Genomic DNA, 15,366 nt, shown 5'->3' with positions numbered 1-15,366 from the left:
ACGGCCGCGCCCGACCGAAAGAGCACGGCGCGAGCCGTATGGCTTGCGGGGCGATGGAAAATTCATCTTTTTCATTATACCGGATTTTGGCCGGATTCGGCATTATTTTTGTGACCGCGATTACAATTTCCGACCGCCGGGAGCTGGCGGCCGGAACGCAGAAGCGCGGCAGCCGCGAGCCCCCAGCCGGCGACCCAGGACACTCCGCCCAGCGGCGTAATCGCGCCGAGCCACCCCGTCCCGGTCAAAACAAGCGCATACAGGCTGCCCGAGAACAGCCAGATGCCGGCATGCAGCAGCCGCAAGGCCCAGGCGAACAGCCGTCCGGTCGCTCCCGCTTCCGCGCGTCCGGCCAGAATCGCCGTCAGCACGAGCCCGAGCGCATGGTACATATGATAGCGGGCGGCCGTCTCATACGTCGAGAGCGAATCCTGGGACAGCCGTGCCTCCAGCACGTGCGCGCCGAACGCGCCGAACGCGACGGCAAGTCCCGCATAAATCGCCCCGATGGCGGCATGTTTTTTCCAATTCAAGGTTTTCACATCCATTCCGTCAGGTTATAATGGTCACATTACGACAAATGGGAGGCAATGGGCAAGTGGAAGGGTCTCAGGAACAATCGCAATTCATGACCCCTGTGCAGCCGGAGGTGAATTCCGCGCCCCTGAAGCATTCCGGCCCCGGCATCGCGTCCTTCGTCATCGGGCTTGTCAGCATCTTGCTGGCGATTGTCGGATTTGGCGCCACGCTCGCCGGAATGGCCGAATACACGACCGAGGGCGGCGTGATCGCAATGCCGGGACCGGATGAAGTTGCCGGGAACATCCCGCTCGTGATCGGATCCTTGCTGATCCTCCTCGGCTTGCTGCTGTCCGTCGTCGGCGTCGTGCTGGGCATCGTCGGCTGCGTCATCCGGAACCGGCGGCGCGTATTCGCCATTCTCGGACTCGTCTTCAACGCCATTTTGCTTGCCGGCACGAGCACCCTGTTCGTGATCGGGCTCATCGTTCAGTAAACACCGCGAACATGCAGGCGGCCGAGTTGCCGGGCCGCCTGCCGCTTTTTCCCTCTGTCATCACTATACCGCGCGTCTAACCCCGCAATCAAATCGCCCGCGCCTCGTCCCGGCATTTCCGGATTGGGCAAGCCCTTCATCACATAACCGCCTTCGCCGTGAATATATTGAATAGAAAACGGCAAGTTGTCGATGCGGGAGGTGCAAGTCCATGATGGAAGCCGGCCAGCCGTCGTTCATCGTTTCGCGGGAAGATTGGTCGCTGCATCGCAAGGGCTACCAGGATCAGGCGAGGCACCAGCAGAAAGTGCGGGAAGCCGTCCGACAAAACTTGCCGGACCTGGTATCCGAAGAGAACATCATCCTTTCCGACGGCAAACAGATCATCAAAGTGCCGATCCGCAGTCTGGACGAATACCGTTTTATCTACAATTACAACAAGAGCCGGCATGTCGGCCAGGGAGACGGCAACAGCTCGGTCGGCGACGTGATCGGCATTGACCCGTCCGGAAACGGCGGAGCGGGCGAAGGAGCGGGCGATCAGCCCGGGGAAGACGTGATCGAGGCGGAAGTGACGCTCGAAGAAATCGAAACGATGCTGTTCGCCGAACTGGAACTGCCTTTTCTCAGCCCGAAGGACAAAAACCGACTGCAGACGAAGGACATCCGGTTCAACGACATCCGCAAGAAAGGCCTCTCGTCCAACATCGACAAGAAGCGGACCATTCTCGAGAACCTCCGCCGCAACGCGCTCAGCGGCAGACCGGGCATCCACGGCATTTCGCCGGACGACCTGCGCTACAAGACATGGGAAGAGATCGTGCAGCCGACATCGAACGCGGTCGTGCTGGCCATGATGGACACTTCGGGTTCCATGGGCAGCTTCGAAAAGTACGTCGCGCGCACGTTTTTCTTCTGGATGACCCGCTTCTTGAGGCACCGCTACGAGAACGTCGAAATCGTGTTCATCGCCCACCATACGGAAGCGAAGGAAGTGTCGGAGGACGAATTTTTCAACCGCGGCGAGAGCGGGGGCACCATCTGCTCCTCCGCGTATATGAAGGCGCTCGAGATCATCGACTCCCGGTACCCGCCGTCTTCGTACAACATCTATCCGTTCCATTTCTCCGACGGCGACAACCTGACGAGCGACAACGAGCGCTGTGTGAAGCTGATCGGGGAGCTGCTCAAGCGGTCGAACCTGTTCGGTTACGGCGAAGTGAACCAGTACAACCGGTCCAGCACGCTGATGTCGGCCTACAAACATATCACGTATCCGCGGTTTCTCTATTATGTCATCCGGGAAAAAAATGAAGTCTACGCCGCGCTCAAATCGTTCTTCCACAGACGCGAACAGCCCGCCGTATGACGTACGAAGCCGCCGGCAGCAAGCCGGCGGCTTCCGTTTATGCGTGTCGGGTCCGTCTGCCGAGGAGCAGGAAGAGCGCCACGCCCATCCAGCCGAACAGCGCGGCGGCGGCCAGCAGCGCGGTCATCGGCACGCCGATGCCGGACAACGCCGTTGACAGGATCGGGCCGATCGTACCCCGGATGCCGAACAGCATCATGTGCAGGCCGAAGGCTGCGGCCTCCCGTCCCGGCGCCAGGCGGAACACGTAGGTCATGAACCCGATGTCCCAGATCGCGTCGCCGATGGCGAGCACGGCGCTGCCCGCGAGGACGGCCGGGTAATTGCCGAACAGGGCGTACAGCACCGGCACGATCGCGAACGCGGCGAGGCCGTATACCACCGTGTGCCGCGCCGAATACCGGTCGATCACCCAGCCGGCCACGAAATAGGACGCGAGCAGAAAGACATAGTAGACGATCCGCGCATAGCCGATCTCCACGTTCGAGAGCGCCAGCCGGTCCACCTGGATGATCTGGTACAGCGGCCCGGCCGCGATGTTGCAGAAGCCGGTGAACGTCGTGGCCAGCAGGAACAGGCTCAGCTCCTTGCTCTCCCTCACGAGCTGCCATTGGCCCTTGAGTCCGTCGCGCCGCGGCGGGTCGGACGAGGTTTTCACCGGCTCGGATTCCCGAATCCGCGTGAACAGAAGAATCGACAGGACGCCGAGCACGGCCGCCGCCGCCAGCGGCCCGCCCGACCCCGCTTCGTCCATCCACCGGCCGACCGCGTAGGCCATCGGGATCATGAGCACGACCATTGCGACGCGGACATTGCCCATGAGCCGGCCGCGGTGGCGAGGCGGGTACATCCGCGGAATAAGCGCGGCGTATGCGGGCGCCTGCACCCCCATCAGCAGCTGGAAGACCAGCGCGGTCGCGACGAAGACGACCGGCACGCCGAAGAACGCCGGCAGCACGATCAACGCGCGGCCGATCAGATTCGGCCAGACCATGTACGGGCGCGGCTGCGACCGCTCGATGAACGAAGCCCATACCGGCGACAGCATCAGCCCGACGGCCGGCGCCGCGGCGAGCAATCCGGCCTGAAAGTCGGTCGCTCCCGCGCGCAAGGCCATCGCAATGTAGAACTGGTTGTAGACGACATTGAAGAAAGCGAACAGCAGCGACGCCGATGTATCGATCCGGAAATTGTGCCACGCGTCCGGCCCAAGTTCCAGCTTGATGTGCTGCAGCGCGCCGCGCAGTTTCCTCATGACGGATCCGTCTGCCTTTCCCCGAAGCAGTATTCGACTCCCCATCATTCTACTACACGCCTCGGAAAATAAACAGACGGAATTCGACGTTTCATGGATCAACCCAACCGGTCCGGCGCCGCCAACCCAAAACGGCCGTCAGGAGAATATCTCCTGATCGGCCGTTTTCGCATGTCCCGTATCATTCGCCCAGCAGCAGGCGGGCGTACGGCGAGTCGATCGGCATCATGATGACCGGTTCGCCTTCGAACGTCTTCACATAGCTTTCCAGCGTGCGGTACAGCTCGTAGAATTCCGGATCTTTCCCGTACGCTTCGTTGTAGATGCGGGCCGCTTCCTGCTCCCCTTCGGCGATGATCTTCTTCGCCTTCGCCTCGGCTTCGGCGAGCAGCTCCTTCGCCTGGCGGTCGGCGTTCGACGTAATCTTGCGCGACTCCTCGTCGCCCTCGGACAGATAGCCCGCGGCGATCGATTGCCGGTCCGAGATCATCCGGTTATAGACCGATTCCTTGTTCTCCGGCGGCAGGTCGGTCCGCTTGATGCGGACGTCGATCACTTCGATGCCGTAGCCCTGATTCGCGGCGACATCGGCGACGATCTTGGTAATTTCCTCGTTCAGGTCGCCGCGCGCCGTATTCTCGCTGATAATGTTGCCGTATTCGATCTCCGACAGTTTCCGTCGCACCGCGTTGTACACGGCGTCGGAAATCCGGCTTTCCGCGTTCGATACCGTATTCAGCGAACGCAGGAACTTCTGCGGATCGCTGATCCGCCAGACCGTGTAGTTGTCCACATAGATCGGCTTCTTGTCGTTCGTCAGAATCAGCGTCGGCTCGCTGTCGTAGACTTTCTGGTACTTCGGCAGCGTCCGGACGGATTCGATGAACGGCACCTTGAACTTGATGCCGGGTTCGGTATGAATGCGCGTCGCTTCGCCGAAGCGGAGCACGACCTTGTACTCCCCTTCCTTCGCGATGAACATCGATCCGGACAGCACGATGACGAGCAGCAGCACGCCGAGCCCGATCAGAAACATTCCGCGCTTCTTCATTGCTCCGTTCCCCCTCCCGTCGCGCCGGACGTTGTGCCGGATGCCGCGCCCGACGATGAACCGGACGACGATCCGGACGCCGAGCCGGAAGAACCGCCGGATTTCCCGGAACCGGAGCGGTTCAGCAGCTGGTCAAGCGGCAGATATTGCACCGTGTTGCCGCTGCCGTCCGTGATGATGATCTTCGCGTTCGGCAGAATCCGCTCGAGTGTCTCGAGCACGAGCCGCTCCTTCGTGACCGAAGGATTCTTCACATATTCCGCATAGATCGCGTTGAACTTCGCGACGTCGCCCTCCGCGTTCAGGATGCGGGAACGCTTCTCCGCTTCCGCCGACTCGATAAGCGCCTGCGCTTCGCCCCGCGCCTTCGGCAGCCGGTCGTTGACGTAGCGCTGCGCCTGGTTGATCTTCGTGTTCTTCTCTTCGCGGGCGTTCGTCACTTCCTTGAACGCCTGCTGCACTTCGCCTTCCGGCGGCTCGATGTCCTGGAACTTCACGTCGCTGATGAAGATGCCCGTGTCGTACTGGCGCATCAGCTCTTCGAGCTTCTGCTTCACTTCCGTCTGGATGACGGTCTTGCCGTCCGTGATCGCGTAATCGAGCTTCGTCGACCCGATGACCGAGCGGATCGCGCTGCTGGCCGCGTTGCGCAGGAAACGCTCCGGATCTTCGATGTTGTACAGATAGGCGCGCACGTCCGAAATTTTCCATTCCACGACGGCGTCCGCATGCACGATGTTCTCGTCGCCCGTGATCATGAGCGCCTCTTCCTCGACCGTGCGGATCTGTCCGCTTTCTTCACGGTAGCCGATCTGCAGCTTCTGCGTCAGGTTCGCCGGCACCTTCACCACCTGCTGGATCGGGTACGGCAGCTTGAAATGCAGCCCCGGTTCTTCCTGCGTCGCCGTGTACTTGCCGAAGGTCAGGATGGCCGCCTGCTCCTGCTCCTCGACCGTATAGAACGATGTATAACCGATGATCAGAACAAGCACGACGACGGCGCCGATCGCGACCTTCTTCCAGAACCCCGGCGGAAGCTCGACCGTCTTGCGCGTTCTGCCGTCCAAACCGCCTTGGTAAACTTCCATATGCCCCCTCCTTGCTGCATGTACTCACACCCGGATATACGATTCAGAACCGCTTCCGTTTCATTTCTATCGTATGGAGGGGGATTCCAAGGCAGCGGTCAGGGCTTGTCCGTTACGCTTTTCGGTATCGTTGACGCGCCTGTCGTACAGTCTGAAAACCGCGCTCCCGCAAGGTTTCGGCGCGATCCGCCGGCTGAACGTGCTTGCGATGATTCGTTTCAGTTCGTCACATCCGCCGCAACGCTTTCCCTGAGCGACTCCAGCTCCGCCACCACGCGTTCGATCATTTGCACATAGGCGTTCAGCTCTTCCGCGACCGCCGCCTGCCGGCCGGCGTATTCGGCGGACTGCTCCGAGATCTCGACCGCCGTCCGGATCGACTGCCGGATCTGGTCCAGCTTCCGATGAACTTCATCCAGCGATTCCTTCGACGACGCGGCCAGTTTGCGCACTTCGCCCGCGACGACCTCGAAACCTCTGCCGTACTCTCCGGCGCGGGCCGCCTCAATCGCCGCGTTCAGCCCGAGCAGATGCGTGCGGTCCGACAGCTCCCGCATGACGGAGCCGATTTCCGAGATTTCGTGAATCTCGTGTTCCAGCTCCCGGATCGACGCGCCCGAGCGCTCCTGGGCGAGCACCGACTGCCGCGCGTTGTCGGCGGCCGAACGGCTGCTTGTGCTCAGCTGGGTCAACATTGCGGACAATTCCTGCACCGATGACGTGATGACGCTCAGCATGCCGCCGCGCTCCTCCGCCAGCCGTTCAACTTTCGCCTTCTCTTCCTCCTGGTAAACTTCGAGGACGATCTGCGAATCGAGGTTGAACATTTTCGAGAGCGCAAGCGTCACGTCCATCCAATCATCCGGGCAGACCTGGCGCAGATGCGCAACCGCCAGATCCAGATAGATCATATAGGTCCCCAGATACCAATGCGTCGTAAGACCTATCCGCGAATGAATCCGGCCGACCCGCATCCGGTGCTCAATGTAAGCGTCATCAATTTTTTGGGTGCACATGGACATGAAATAGGCGCGCTGCGTCTGCTTCAGCCGATCGATGGTACTGTGCCGTTCGATGATGGCTTTCAGTTCCGGACGGGCCGTCACGCGACGATACAGTTCGTCCGTAACGGCGTCCGCAATTTTGTCGAACTCGGCGGTCTTTCCGTGCAAGAGCGTCGTGTCTGCGTCAGTTAATCCGATGTAATCCATCATTTGCTGCCATTTGGCCGACAATTTCATGATGCTTCCCGCCTTTCTTACTGGTTCATTACGGATTCAGACGGGTCCATTATAGACCAGAATGGGACAATTTTCACCATTTTTCAAACGTTTCACCATTAGCGCGCACTTTGGCGTCTGTCCCGGCATACGTTTTGCGCGCGGACTCATAGAATGGGTACTACGGCGCCGCCTGACGGCAGCCGAACTGCCCGATCGGGAGGGGGAACGCCATGAATCAGGACGAGATCCGGCAGCTTGAGAGAGCCATCGACGAAATTACCGAGATCGCCCGCGGGTTCGGTCTCGATTTCTATCCGATGCGGTACGAGATCTGTCCGGCGGACATCATTTACACGTTCGGCGCCTACGGGATGCCGACACGCTTCAGCCACTGGAGCTTCGGCAAGATGTTCCGGAAGATGAAGATGCAATACGATTACGGCCTGAGCAAAATTTACGAGCTTGTCATCAACTCCAATCCGTGCTACGCGTTCCTGCTCGAAGGCAACTCGCTCATCCAGAACAAGCTGATCGTCGCGCACGTGCTGGCCCACTGCGACTTCTTCAAGAACAACGCCCGCTTCAGCCGGTCCAACCGCAACATGGTCGAGAGCATGTCGGCGACGGCCGAGCGCATCCGGCGTTATGAGATCGAACACGGCGCCGATGAGGTCGAGCAGTTCCTCGACGCCGTGCTGGCGATCCAGGAGCATATCGATCCGTCGCTGATCCGCCCGTACGGCCTCGACAAGAACCGGTACATCGAGATGCTGAAGAAGGAGATGGAGCGGGAGGCGGAGCGCGCCGCCGAGCGCAAGACGCCGTACGACGACCTGTGGGAGCTGGACGAAGAGGAGCGGGCCAAGGAGAAGCAGCAAGAACCGGAACCGCAGCGCCGTTTTCCGCCCCAGCCGGAGAAAGACGTCGTCTGGTTCATCGAGGAATATTCGACCGTGCTGGAGGATTGGCAGCGCGACATCATGTCGATGCTGCGCGACGAGATGCTCTATTTCTGGCCGCAGATCGAGACGAAGATCATGAACGAAGGCTGGGCTTCCTACTGGCACCAGCGGATCGTTCGGGAACTGGACCTGACGAGCGACGAGACGATCGAGTACGCGAAGCTGAACGCCGCCGTCGTCGCGCCGTCGCGGCGCAGCATCAACCCGTATTACCTCGGACTGAAAATTTTCGAGGACATCGAGAAGCGGTGGGACAATCCGACGAAGGAAGAGCAGGAGCGGTTCGGACGGAAGCCGGGGCAGGGACGGGCGAAAATTTTCGAAGTGCGCGAGAACGATTCGGACATTTCCTTCCTGCGCAACTATTTGACGAAGGATCTGGTGAAAGAGCTGGATCTGTACGTGTTCGAGAAGAAGGGGCAGGAATGGAAAATCACCGACAAATCGTGGGAAGCGATCCGCGACCAGCTCGTCACCTCGAAGGTGAACGGCGGCTTCCCGTACATCGTCGTCACCGACGGCGACTTCAACCGCGCGGGCGAGCTGTACCTCACCCACCGGTACGAGGGCGTCGAGCTCGACCTGAAATACGTCGAGAAGACGCTGCCTTACGTGCACAAGCTCTGGGGCCGGACGGTGCATCTCGAAACCGTCGTCGAAGACAAACCGATCGTGTTCAGCCACGACGGGAAGAAGGTGACGCGCAGGTTCCTGTGAGGGAGAGGGCTGCGGCATGGAGGCCGCGGCCCTCTTCGTATCAGCGGACACTCGCCAGACGGGCCAAAAGTTCGTCCGGAGCAAGCGGTTCGAGAGCGGGACCCGGCACCGGCATCCGGATCGCGTCCGCGTCCTTCAGCAGGTGGCCGGTCAGCACGACAAGGGCCGTCTCGTCCCGGCCGATCGTGCCGCCTTCGGCCAGCATCTTAAGGCCCGCCAGCCCCGCGGCCGCGGCGGGCTCGCAGCCGATGCCGCTCCGGTCGATGACGCGCTTCGCGGCCATGATTTCCCCGTCAGAGACGGCGCACGTCACGCCGTTGCATTCGCGCAGCACCCGCGCCGCCTTGCGCCAACTCGGCGGGTTGCCGATGCGGATGGCCGACGCGGCCGTCCGCGGCTCCGGTTCGGGGACCAGCTCCCCGCCGCCCGAGGCGATCATCCGGTGGAACGGGCTCGCCCCTTCCGCCTGCACGACGGCGATGCGCGGCACCCGATCGATCAGCCCGATCGCTTTCATCTCCAGCAGCCCCTTGCCGAGCGCGGACGCGTTGCTGAGCGCCCCGCCGGGCAGCACGATCCAGTCCGGCAGCGACCAGCCGAGCTGATGCGCCGCCTCGATGACGATGCTTTTCTGCCCTTCGATCCGGAACGGGTTGAATGAGTTGCACACGTAGAATCCGAGTTCTTCCCCGTACCGGTTCAACAGCCGGACGCCGATATCGTATCCTCCTTCGATCCCGTACACTTCCGCGCCGTAGGCGATCGTCTGCGCCAGCTTGCCGTCCGCGACGCCGCCGGGCGGCACGAGCACGAGGCAGCGCAGGCCGGCCCACGCCGCGTACATCGCGAGCGACGACGCCGTGTTGCCGGTCGACGCGCAGGCAAGCGTCCGGAAGCCCGCCGCGGCGCCCCGCGACACGGCGACGGTCATCCCGTTGTCCTTGAACGATCCGCTCGGGTTCTCGCCCTGCGCCTTCAGCCATACCTTCCGGACACCGGCATACCGGGCGGCCGGCGCGCAGTCGTACAAGCCCGTGTTGCCCTCGCCGCGCGTGACGATATGCGCCTCCTCCACCTCGGGATCGATCAGCTCCTTGTACCGCCAGACGCCGCTCGCATAGGGTCCCGTCCGAAGCGCGAGCCGGGAATCGAACAGCGCCCTCAGCTTCTCCGCGTCCGCCCGCCTGAAATCATGCCTGACTTCCAACAGCCCGCCGCACTCGCAGCTCATCGGAAAAAGGTTCTCCGGTCTCCGCGCTTTGCCGCATTCGATGCAGACCAGTTCCATTTGTTCCGTCGCCTCCCGCATGGTTCTTGCTTTAACCATAGCGGAGAACGAACAATAAGTATAATATATTGTTATAATGAATCCATAACTATTAGTTATGTGTTCAAGAAGGAGACCGCCGTCATGAATCTTCACGCCCTTCGCCTGTTCCATGCGGTCGCCGAAGCGGGCAGCGTGACGCGGGCCGCGGAACGGCTCCGCATCAGCCAGCCGGCCGTCACGTCGCAGATTCGCAAGCTCGAAGCCGAGCTGGATCTGCGTCTGCTCGAAGCGGACGGCCGCGGCGTCCGGCTGACCGAAGCCGGCCGCCTTCTCGCGGAACGCGCCATGCGGCTGTTCAGCCTGGAAGCCGACATCGAGCGCATGCTCGCCGAGTACCGGGAAGGCAAGTCCGGCAGCGTGCGCATCGCCGCCACGTATCTGCCGGCGAACCATCTGCTGCCCGGACCGCTCGCCTCCTTCAGGGCCGGACGCGGTGAAGTCGAACTGTCGCTGACGACGGTCAACTCGCGGGCGGCGTTCGACATGCTGCTCCGCTGCGAAGCCGACTTCGCCGTCGTCGGCGGCGGCCGGCCGGCGCCCGCCGGCCTCGATTGCACGCCGCTCATCGAGGACGAGATGCTCTTCGCCGCCACGTCCGGCCATCCGCTCGCGGGCCGGTCGGTCCCGCTGGCCGAGGTCGTGCGGCATCCGTTCGTCCTCCGTGAAGAAGGCAGCTCAACGCGCGAGAAGCTGCTGGCCTGCTGCCGGACGCTGAACGCCGGCCTCCCCCGTGTCGGCCTGACGGCCAGCGGCCCGTACGAGACGCTCCGTGCCGTGAAGGCCGGCTGCGGCATCGCCTTCGTCTCCGCCCTCGAAGTGCGGGACGAGCTGGCACGCGGCGAGCTTACCGTCATTCATGTGCCGGACGCGCACGCCGTCAATCCGATCGCCCTCTATACACGGCAAGGCGAGCCGCTGTCACCCGCGGCCCGCCTGTGTCTGGATCATATTCTCGCGGCGTTTCGTTAACCGGAGACAACCTTACGAAACGGAGCGCGCTTATTTGCCTCCTGCAGGTGTCTCCGTTTCGTTGCGATTCCACAGCGCCGCTGATGGTCACACATAAGACTTGTCCGATTCGTTAACAGTCTCAACGCAATCGGGCGTAAGGCATGAAAAATCCCCGCGGGCCGCAAGCCCGGCGGGGATACCGTCCCGCGCTTTACCGGTTCAGCAGGCTGCCGACATAGCGCAGCAGCTCGTTCGCGCAGACCGGGCAGTAGCCGTGTTCGTCGATCAGCCGCTTCGTCACCTCGTTGATCCGCTTGAGCTGATTTTCGTCCGGCGTCTTCGTCGAGGTCGTGATTTTCACGATGTCCTTCAGATCGGCGAACAGCTTCTTCTCGATCGCCTCCCGCAGCCGCTCGTGGCTGGAGTAGTCGAACTTCTTGCCGCGCCGCGAGTACGACGAGATGCGGATCAGAATCTCCTCGCGGAACGCCTTCTTCGCGTTCTCGGAGATGCCGATCTGCTCCTCGATCGACCGCATCAGCCGCTCGTCGGGGTCGAGCTCTTCGCCGGTGAGCGGGTCTTTCAGCTTCGTCCAGTTGCAATACGCCTCGATGTTGTCGAGATAGTTCTCGAACAGCGTCCGCGCCGACTCTTCGAACGAATAGACGAACGCCTTCTGCACTTCCTTTTTGGCGAGGTTGTCATACTCCTTGCGGGCAATGGAGATAAAATTCAGATATCTCTCGCGCTCCTCCTTCGTGATCGAAGGATGCTGATCCAATCCGTCCTTCAGCGCGCGCAGCACGTCGAGGGCGTTGATGCACTGGAGATCCTGCTTGATGAGCGCGCTCGAGATCCGGTTGATGACATGGCGCGGGTCGATGCCCGACATGCCTTCCTCCAGATACTCGTCCTGCATCTCCTTCAGATCGGCTTCCTTGAATCCTTCGACTTCTTCCCCGTCGTACATGCGCATTTTCTTGACCAGGTCCATGCCCTGCTTCTTCGATTCCTTCAGCCGCGTCAGAATCGTGAAGATGGCGGCGGCGCGCAGCGCGTGCGGGGCGATGTGGACATGCTTCATGTCGCTCTGGGCAATCAGCTTCGCGTAAATTTTCTCCTCTTCCGACACCTTCAGATTGTAGGGGATCGGCATGACGATCATCCGCGACTGGAGCGCCTCGTTCTTCTTGTTCGCGATGAACGCCTTGTACTCCGCTTCGTTCGTGTGCGCGATGATCAGTTCATCGGCCGAAATGAGCGCGAACCGTCCCGCCTTGAAGTTGCCCTCCTGCGTCAGCGACAGCAGATGCCACAGAAACTTCTCGTCGCACTTCAGCATCTCCTGGAACTCCATGATGCCCCGGTTCGCCTTGTTGAGCTCGCCGTCGAACCGGTACGCGCGCGGGTCGGACTCCGAACCGTATTCCGTGATGGTGGAGAAGTCGATGCTGCCGGTCAAATCCGCAATGTCCTGCGACTTCGGATCGGATGGACTGAACGTGCCGATGCCGACGCGGTTTTCTTCCGAGATGATCACCCGCTCGACCAGGACATTCTCGATGTCGCCGCCATATTCGGTTTTCAGCCGCATCGCGCACGACGGGCAGAGGTTGCCTTCGATCCGGACGCCCAGCTCCTGCTCCACTTCCGGACGCAGCTCGTGCGGAATAAGATGAAGCGGTTCTTCGTGCATCGGGCAGCCTTTGATCGCGTAGACGGCCCCTTTGTCCGTCTTCGAGAACTGCTCGAGCCCCCGCTTCAGCATCGTCACGATCGTCGATTTGCCGCCGCTCACCGGGCCCATCAGGAGCAGAATCCGCTTGCGCACGTCAAGCCTCTTGGCGGCGGAATGGAAATATTCCTCGACCAGCCGTTCGAGCGCCCGATCCAGCCCGAAGATCTCGCGTTCGAAAAATTTGTAGCGCTTGCGGCCGTCTATTTCCTCGACACCGTAGGATTTCAGCATCTCGTAGACCCGTGCATGCGCCGTCATGGCCGGCGATGGATCTTTGCGCAGCAGTTCGATATAATCGCGGAACGTCCCGGTCCAGTTCAATTTTTCGTTTTCGGCGTTATATTCTGCGATCCGTTTGAAAATATCCACAGCCGCACCTCCTCTCGACTATTCCGCCCGCCCCTGCGCGGCCCCCGGCCGACGCCGAAGCCTTCTGCAGACGCGCGGAATGGTTCCCGCATGCGGTGAACACTGCCCCGAGCCTGCCGCAGTAATACATAGATATGCATGGCCGGAACCGAAATTGCTCCATATTTCCTTCATCAATCTCCCATAAAACGACTGGTTTCCCTACATCCGGCGCGCATCGTGGTATAATGGGCTTGCCGCGCATGGAACGCGCATGGAGACGGATCTGACAGACCGGAAAGGAGCGACTGCGGTGGCCGTCCGACACGAGACCGAATTGTACGCGCCGGTGCGGGCATACTTCGAAGCGCGGGGCTATGAGGTGAAGAGCGAGGTGCTGCACTGCGACCTTGTCGCCGTGCGGCGGGGCGAAGGCGGAGAGGAGGAGACCGTCATCGTCGAGCTGAAACGCTCGTTCAACCTCGAGCTGCTGCTGCAGGGCATCGAGCGCCAGCGGCTGGCCGACAACGTCGTCCTGGCCGTCGAGCGGAACCGGAAGAAGTCCGGGGCGGTTGGCCAGCGGTTCGGCGACCTCGCGGAGCTGTGCCGCCGGCTCGGGCTGGGGCTGATGACCGTCACGTTCTTCAAGACGAAGGCGCCGCTGGTCGAATGGCTCGCCGAGCCGGGCGAACCGCCGCTCCGGGGTATCCGCCGCAAGCGGCGGGAGCGGCTCATGGCCGAGTTTGCCGCGCGGAGCGGCGACTACAACGTCGGCGGCAGCACGCAGCGCAAGCTGGTGACGGCGTACCGCGAACAAGCGCTGCGCTGCGCCTGGGCGCTGGCCGCCGAAGGCGGCGAGGCGCCGCCCCGGCGCGTGCGCGAACTGGCCGGCTGCGCCCGGGCGAATGACATCCTGCGGGACAACCACTACGGCTGGTTCGAGCATCCGGCGAAGGGCGTGTACCGTCTCGCCGCGGAAGGACGGAAGGCGCTCCGCGAGTACGCGGACGTCCTGAAGGCATGGGCGCCGGCCGCCGCGGAGAACGATCTCGCCGCAGAGACCGGGCTCGCCGCGGAAACCGCATCCGCCGCCGTCCCGGATCCGGCTGACGCGTAACAAGATGTTCACAGGCGAACTCGTTTTCATTTGTCCGGCAATCGGGTATAATAAGGGAAGCTATTGGAGGTGTCCGCGATGAGTACCGCTTTCTGGATTGTGATGATCGTCATGCTGCTGATGATCGTGCCGATCCTGACGGCCGGGTATAACGACGACAAGACGAAAGGCCTGTAAAAACAAGAAGCTTCCCGACATTCGGGAAGCTTCAACTATTGCTCGCGGAAATTTCCTGTCACTTGCGAAGCGAAGCCATTTCGCTCATGCATGCCGCGCAGAGATAGCGTTCCTTGAACTCCCGGACCTGGTCCATCGAACCGCAGAACACGCAGCGCGGCCGGTAGCGCTCCAGGATGATGTGGTCGCCTTGCACCAATATCTCCACGGGATCTCCTTCATTCATCTGATACCTCTTGCGCAGCGACTTGGGAAGCACGATGCGTCCCAGTTGGTCGACCTTGCGCACAACGCCTGCCGGTTTCACATATATCACCTCTCCTGTGTCCGTATCCGTCTGTCTTGTACGTATGTAGAAACCTTGCGTTACGATAAGCTTTCGATCAGGAAGCGGCTTTTCCTTCTCCAGCCAAAATTTTGCTTAATATCATGCAACTATTCTGTCTACCTCATGTTTGGAAATCCGAGCTGCCGGAGCGCTTCGTACAGGACGATCGCCGCCGAGTTCGACAGGTTGAGCGAGCGCACCTTGTCCGTGATCGGCAGGCGCATGCACGTCTCGGGATTCGCGTCGAGCAGCTCCTGCGGCAGCCCTTTCGTCTCCTTGCCGAACACGAAGAAGTCGCCGTCCCGGAATTCGAAATCGGTGTACCGTTTCACGGCCCTCGTGCTGGTGAAAAAAAATCTGCCGTCCGGGTACTTCTTCCGCACCTCTTCGAACGAGTCGTGATGCTCCACATGGACCGCGGGCCAATAATCCAGGCCGGCCCGCTTCAGCGACGCGTCATCCGTGCGGAATCCGAGCGGATGCACAAGATGCAGGTGCGTGCCGGTTGCGGCGCATGAACGGGCGATGTTGCCGGTGTTGGCCGGAATCTCCGGCTCGACGAGCACGATATGCAGCGGCATGCCGGTCCTCCTCTTTTCAACATTATGCCGGATCGCGTGATTTTTACATGGATTTAACGCAGCTTTGATTCATCCCTCAACCTCGGCCGCCATAATGGAAAACAGCGGACGACGAA

The 15,366-nt window shown here is 61.3% G+C and carries 14 protein-coding genes; 5 read left to right on the top strand and 9 right to left on the bottom strand.

Annotated features, from left to right (window positions below):
• Window positions 1-74: 74 nt before the first annotated feature.
• Window positions 75-533, bottom strand: coding sequence for a DUF423 domain-containing protein (locus KJQ12_RS16185; RefSeq protein ID WP_342344883.1), 459 nt, complete (start codon window positions 531-533; stop codon window positions 75-77).
• Between the two features lie 65 nt (window positions 534-598).
• On the opposite strand from KJQ12_RS16185, the gene KJQ12_RS16180 reads away from it, so the two are divergent.
• Together KJQ12_RS16180 and yhbH are read left to right on the top strand one after the other, a co-directional pair.
• Window positions 599-1,015: a hypothetical protein gene (locus KJQ12_RS16180; RefSeq protein ID WP_213485954.1), complete on the top strand. Its 417-nt coding sequence runs from the start codon at window positions 599-601 to the stop codon at window positions 1,013-1,015.
• A gap of 211 nt (window positions 1,016-1,226) precedes the next feature.
• On the top strand, window positions 1,227-2,384 hold the full coding sequence (gene yhbH, locus KJQ12_RS16175; protein WP_015255509.1) for a sporulation protein YhbH: 1,158 nt from the start codon (window positions 1,227-1,229) through the stop codon (window positions 2,382-2,384).
• 37 nt (window positions 2,385-2,421) lie between these two features.
• On the opposite strand, the gene KJQ12_RS16170 is transcribed toward yhbH, so the two are convergent.
• The 4 genes from KJQ12_RS16170 to KJQ12_RS16155 form a co-directional block, all read right to left on the bottom strand.
• On the bottom strand, window positions 2,422-3,639 hold the full coding sequence (locus tag KJQ12_RS16170) for an MFS transporter (protein ID WP_015255510.1): 1,218 nt from the start codon (window positions 3,637-3,639) through the stop codon (window positions 2,422-2,424).
• Between the two features lie 181 nt (window positions 3,640-3,820).
• The gene (gene hflC / locus KJQ12_RS16165) at window positions 3,821-4,690 is read right to left on the bottom strand and encodes a protease modulator HflC (RefSeq protein ID WP_015255511.1); all 870 of its coding nucleotides are present in this window, start codon (window positions 4,688-4,690) and stop codon (window positions 3,821-3,823) included.
• A complete protein-coding gene (gene hflK / locus KJQ12_RS16160) occupies window positions 4,687-5,778 on the bottom strand; it encodes an FtsH protease activity modulator HflK (RefSeq protein ID WP_213485951.1) in 1,092 nt (363 codons plus the stop codon). The genes hflC and hflK overlap by 4 nt, the downstream gene beginning before the upstream one ends.
• 218 nt (window positions 5,779-5,996) lie before the next feature.
• Window positions 5,997-7,019, bottom strand: a complete 1,023-nt coding sequence (locus tag KJQ12_RS16155) for a globin-coupled sensor protein (protein WP_213485948.1) — start codon at window positions 7,017-7,019, stop codon at window positions 5,997-5,999.
• A gap of 212 nt (window positions 7,020-7,231) precedes the next feature.
• Here KJQ12_RS16155 and KJQ12_RS16150 point away from each other — a divergent pair, with 212 nt between their 5' ends.
• Window positions 7,232-8,680, top strand: a complete 1,449-nt coding sequence (locus KJQ12_RS16150; RefSeq protein ID WP_213485946.1) for a SpoVR family protein — start codon at window positions 7,232-7,234, stop codon at window positions 8,678-8,680.
• 40 nt (window positions 8,681-8,720) lie between these two features.
• Here the strand turns inward: KJQ12_RS16150 and thrC are convergent, their stop codons facing one another.
• Entirely contained in the window at window positions 8,721-9,968 is a 1,248-nt protein-coding gene (gene thrC / locus KJQ12_RS16145) for a threonine synthase (RefSeq protein ID WP_213485943.1), read from the bottom strand.
• Window positions 9,969-10,091: 123 nt separating this feature from the next.
• Here thrC and KJQ12_RS16140 point away from each other — a divergent pair, with 123 nt between their 5' ends.
• Window positions 10,092-10,979, top strand: a complete 888-nt coding sequence (locus tag KJQ12_RS16140) for a LysR family transcriptional regulator (RefSeq protein WP_213485940.1) — start codon at window positions 10,092-10,094, stop codon at window positions 10,977-10,979.
• A 193-nt stretch (window positions 10,980-11,172) separates the two neighbouring features.
• On the opposite strand, the gene KJQ12_RS16135 is transcribed toward KJQ12_RS16140, so the two are convergent.
• Window positions 11,173-13,068, bottom strand: a complete 1,896-nt coding sequence (locus tag KJQ12_RS16135; protein WP_015255516.1) for a PrkA family serine protein kinase — start codon at window positions 13,066-13,068, stop codon at window positions 11,173-11,175.
• A gap of 292 nt (window positions 13,069-13,360) precedes the next feature.
• Here KJQ12_RS16135 and KJQ12_RS16130 point away from each other — a divergent pair, with 292 nt between their 5' ends.
• Window positions 13,361-14,164 carry a DUF2161 domain-containing phosphodiesterase gene (locus KJQ12_RS16130; protein ID WP_213485937.1) on the top strand — a complete coding sequence of 268 codons (804 nt, stop codon included), beginning with the start codon at window positions 13,361-13,363 and terminating at the stop codon, window positions 14,162-14,164.
• A gap of 235 nt (window positions 14,165-14,399) precedes the next feature.
• Here KJQ12_RS16130 and KJQ12_RS16125 read toward each other — a convergent pair whose 3' ends face one another.
• Together KJQ12_RS16125 and trmL are read right to left on the bottom strand one after the other, a co-directional pair.
• Window positions 14,400-14,648, bottom strand: a complete 249-nt coding sequence (locus tag KJQ12_RS16125; RefSeq protein ID WP_015255519.1) for an AbrB/MazE/SpoVT family DNA-binding domain-containing protein — start codon at window positions 14,646-14,648, stop codon at window positions 14,400-14,402.
• Window positions 14,649-14,785: 137 nt separating this feature from the next.
• Entirely contained in the window at window positions 14,786-15,250 is a 465-nt protein-coding gene (gene trmL, locus KJQ12_RS16120; RefSeq protein WP_015255520.1) for a tRNA (uridine(34)/cytosine(34)/5-carboxymethylaminomethyluridine(34)-2'-O)-methyltransferase TrmL, read from the bottom strand.
• Between the last annotated feature and the right edge of the window lie 116 nt (window positions 15,251-15,366).

The organism is Thermobacillus xylanilyticus (assembly GCF_907165215.1).
GTDB classification, from domain to species: Bacteria; Bacillota; Bacilli; order Paenibacillales; family Paenibacillaceae; genus Thermobacillus; species Thermobacillus xylanilyticus.
This window is presented reverse-complemented; position numbering and strand designations above follow the sequence as displayed.

What these genes read in the sequence shown, in the direction of transcription:
- trmL (WP_015255520.1), bottom strand. Translation starts at nt 15,250, where the DNA reads ATGCCGCTGCATATCGTGCTCGTCGAGCCGGAGATTCCGGCCAACACC.
- KJQ12_RS16140 (WP_213485940.1), top strand. Translation starts at nt 10,092, where the DNA reads ATGAATCTTCACGCCCTTCGCCTGTTCCATGCGGTCGCCGAAGCGGGC.
- thrC (WP_213485943.1), bottom strand. Translation starts at nt 9,968, where the DNA reads ATGGAACTGGTCTGCATCGAATGCGGCAAAGCGCGGAGACCGGAGAAC.
- hflC (WP_015255511.1), bottom strand. Translation starts at nt 4,690, where the DNA reads ATGAAGAAGCGCGGAATGTTTCTGATCGGGCTCGGCGTGCTGCTGCTC.
- yhbH (WP_015255509.1), top strand. Translation starts at nt 1,227, where the DNA reads ATGATGGAAGCCGGCCAGCCGTCGTTCATCGTTTCGCGGGAAGATTGG.
- hflK (WP_213485951.1), bottom strand. Translation starts at nt 5,778, where the DNA reads ATGGAAGTTTACCAAGGCGGTTTGGACGGCAGAACGCGCAAGACGGTC.
- KJQ12_RS16150 (WP_213485946.1), top strand. Translation starts at nt 7,232, where the DNA reads ATGAATCAGGACGAGATCCGGCAGCTTGAGAGAGCCATCGACGAAATT.
- KJQ12_RS16170 (WP_015255510.1), bottom strand. Translation starts at nt 3,639, where the DNA reads ATGAGGAAACTGCGCGGCGCGCTGCAGCACATCAAGCTGGAACTTGGG.
- KJQ12_RS16155 (WP_213485948.1), bottom strand. Translation starts at nt 7,019, where the DNA reads ATGAAATTGTCGGCCAAATGGCAGCAAATGATGGATTACATCGGATTA.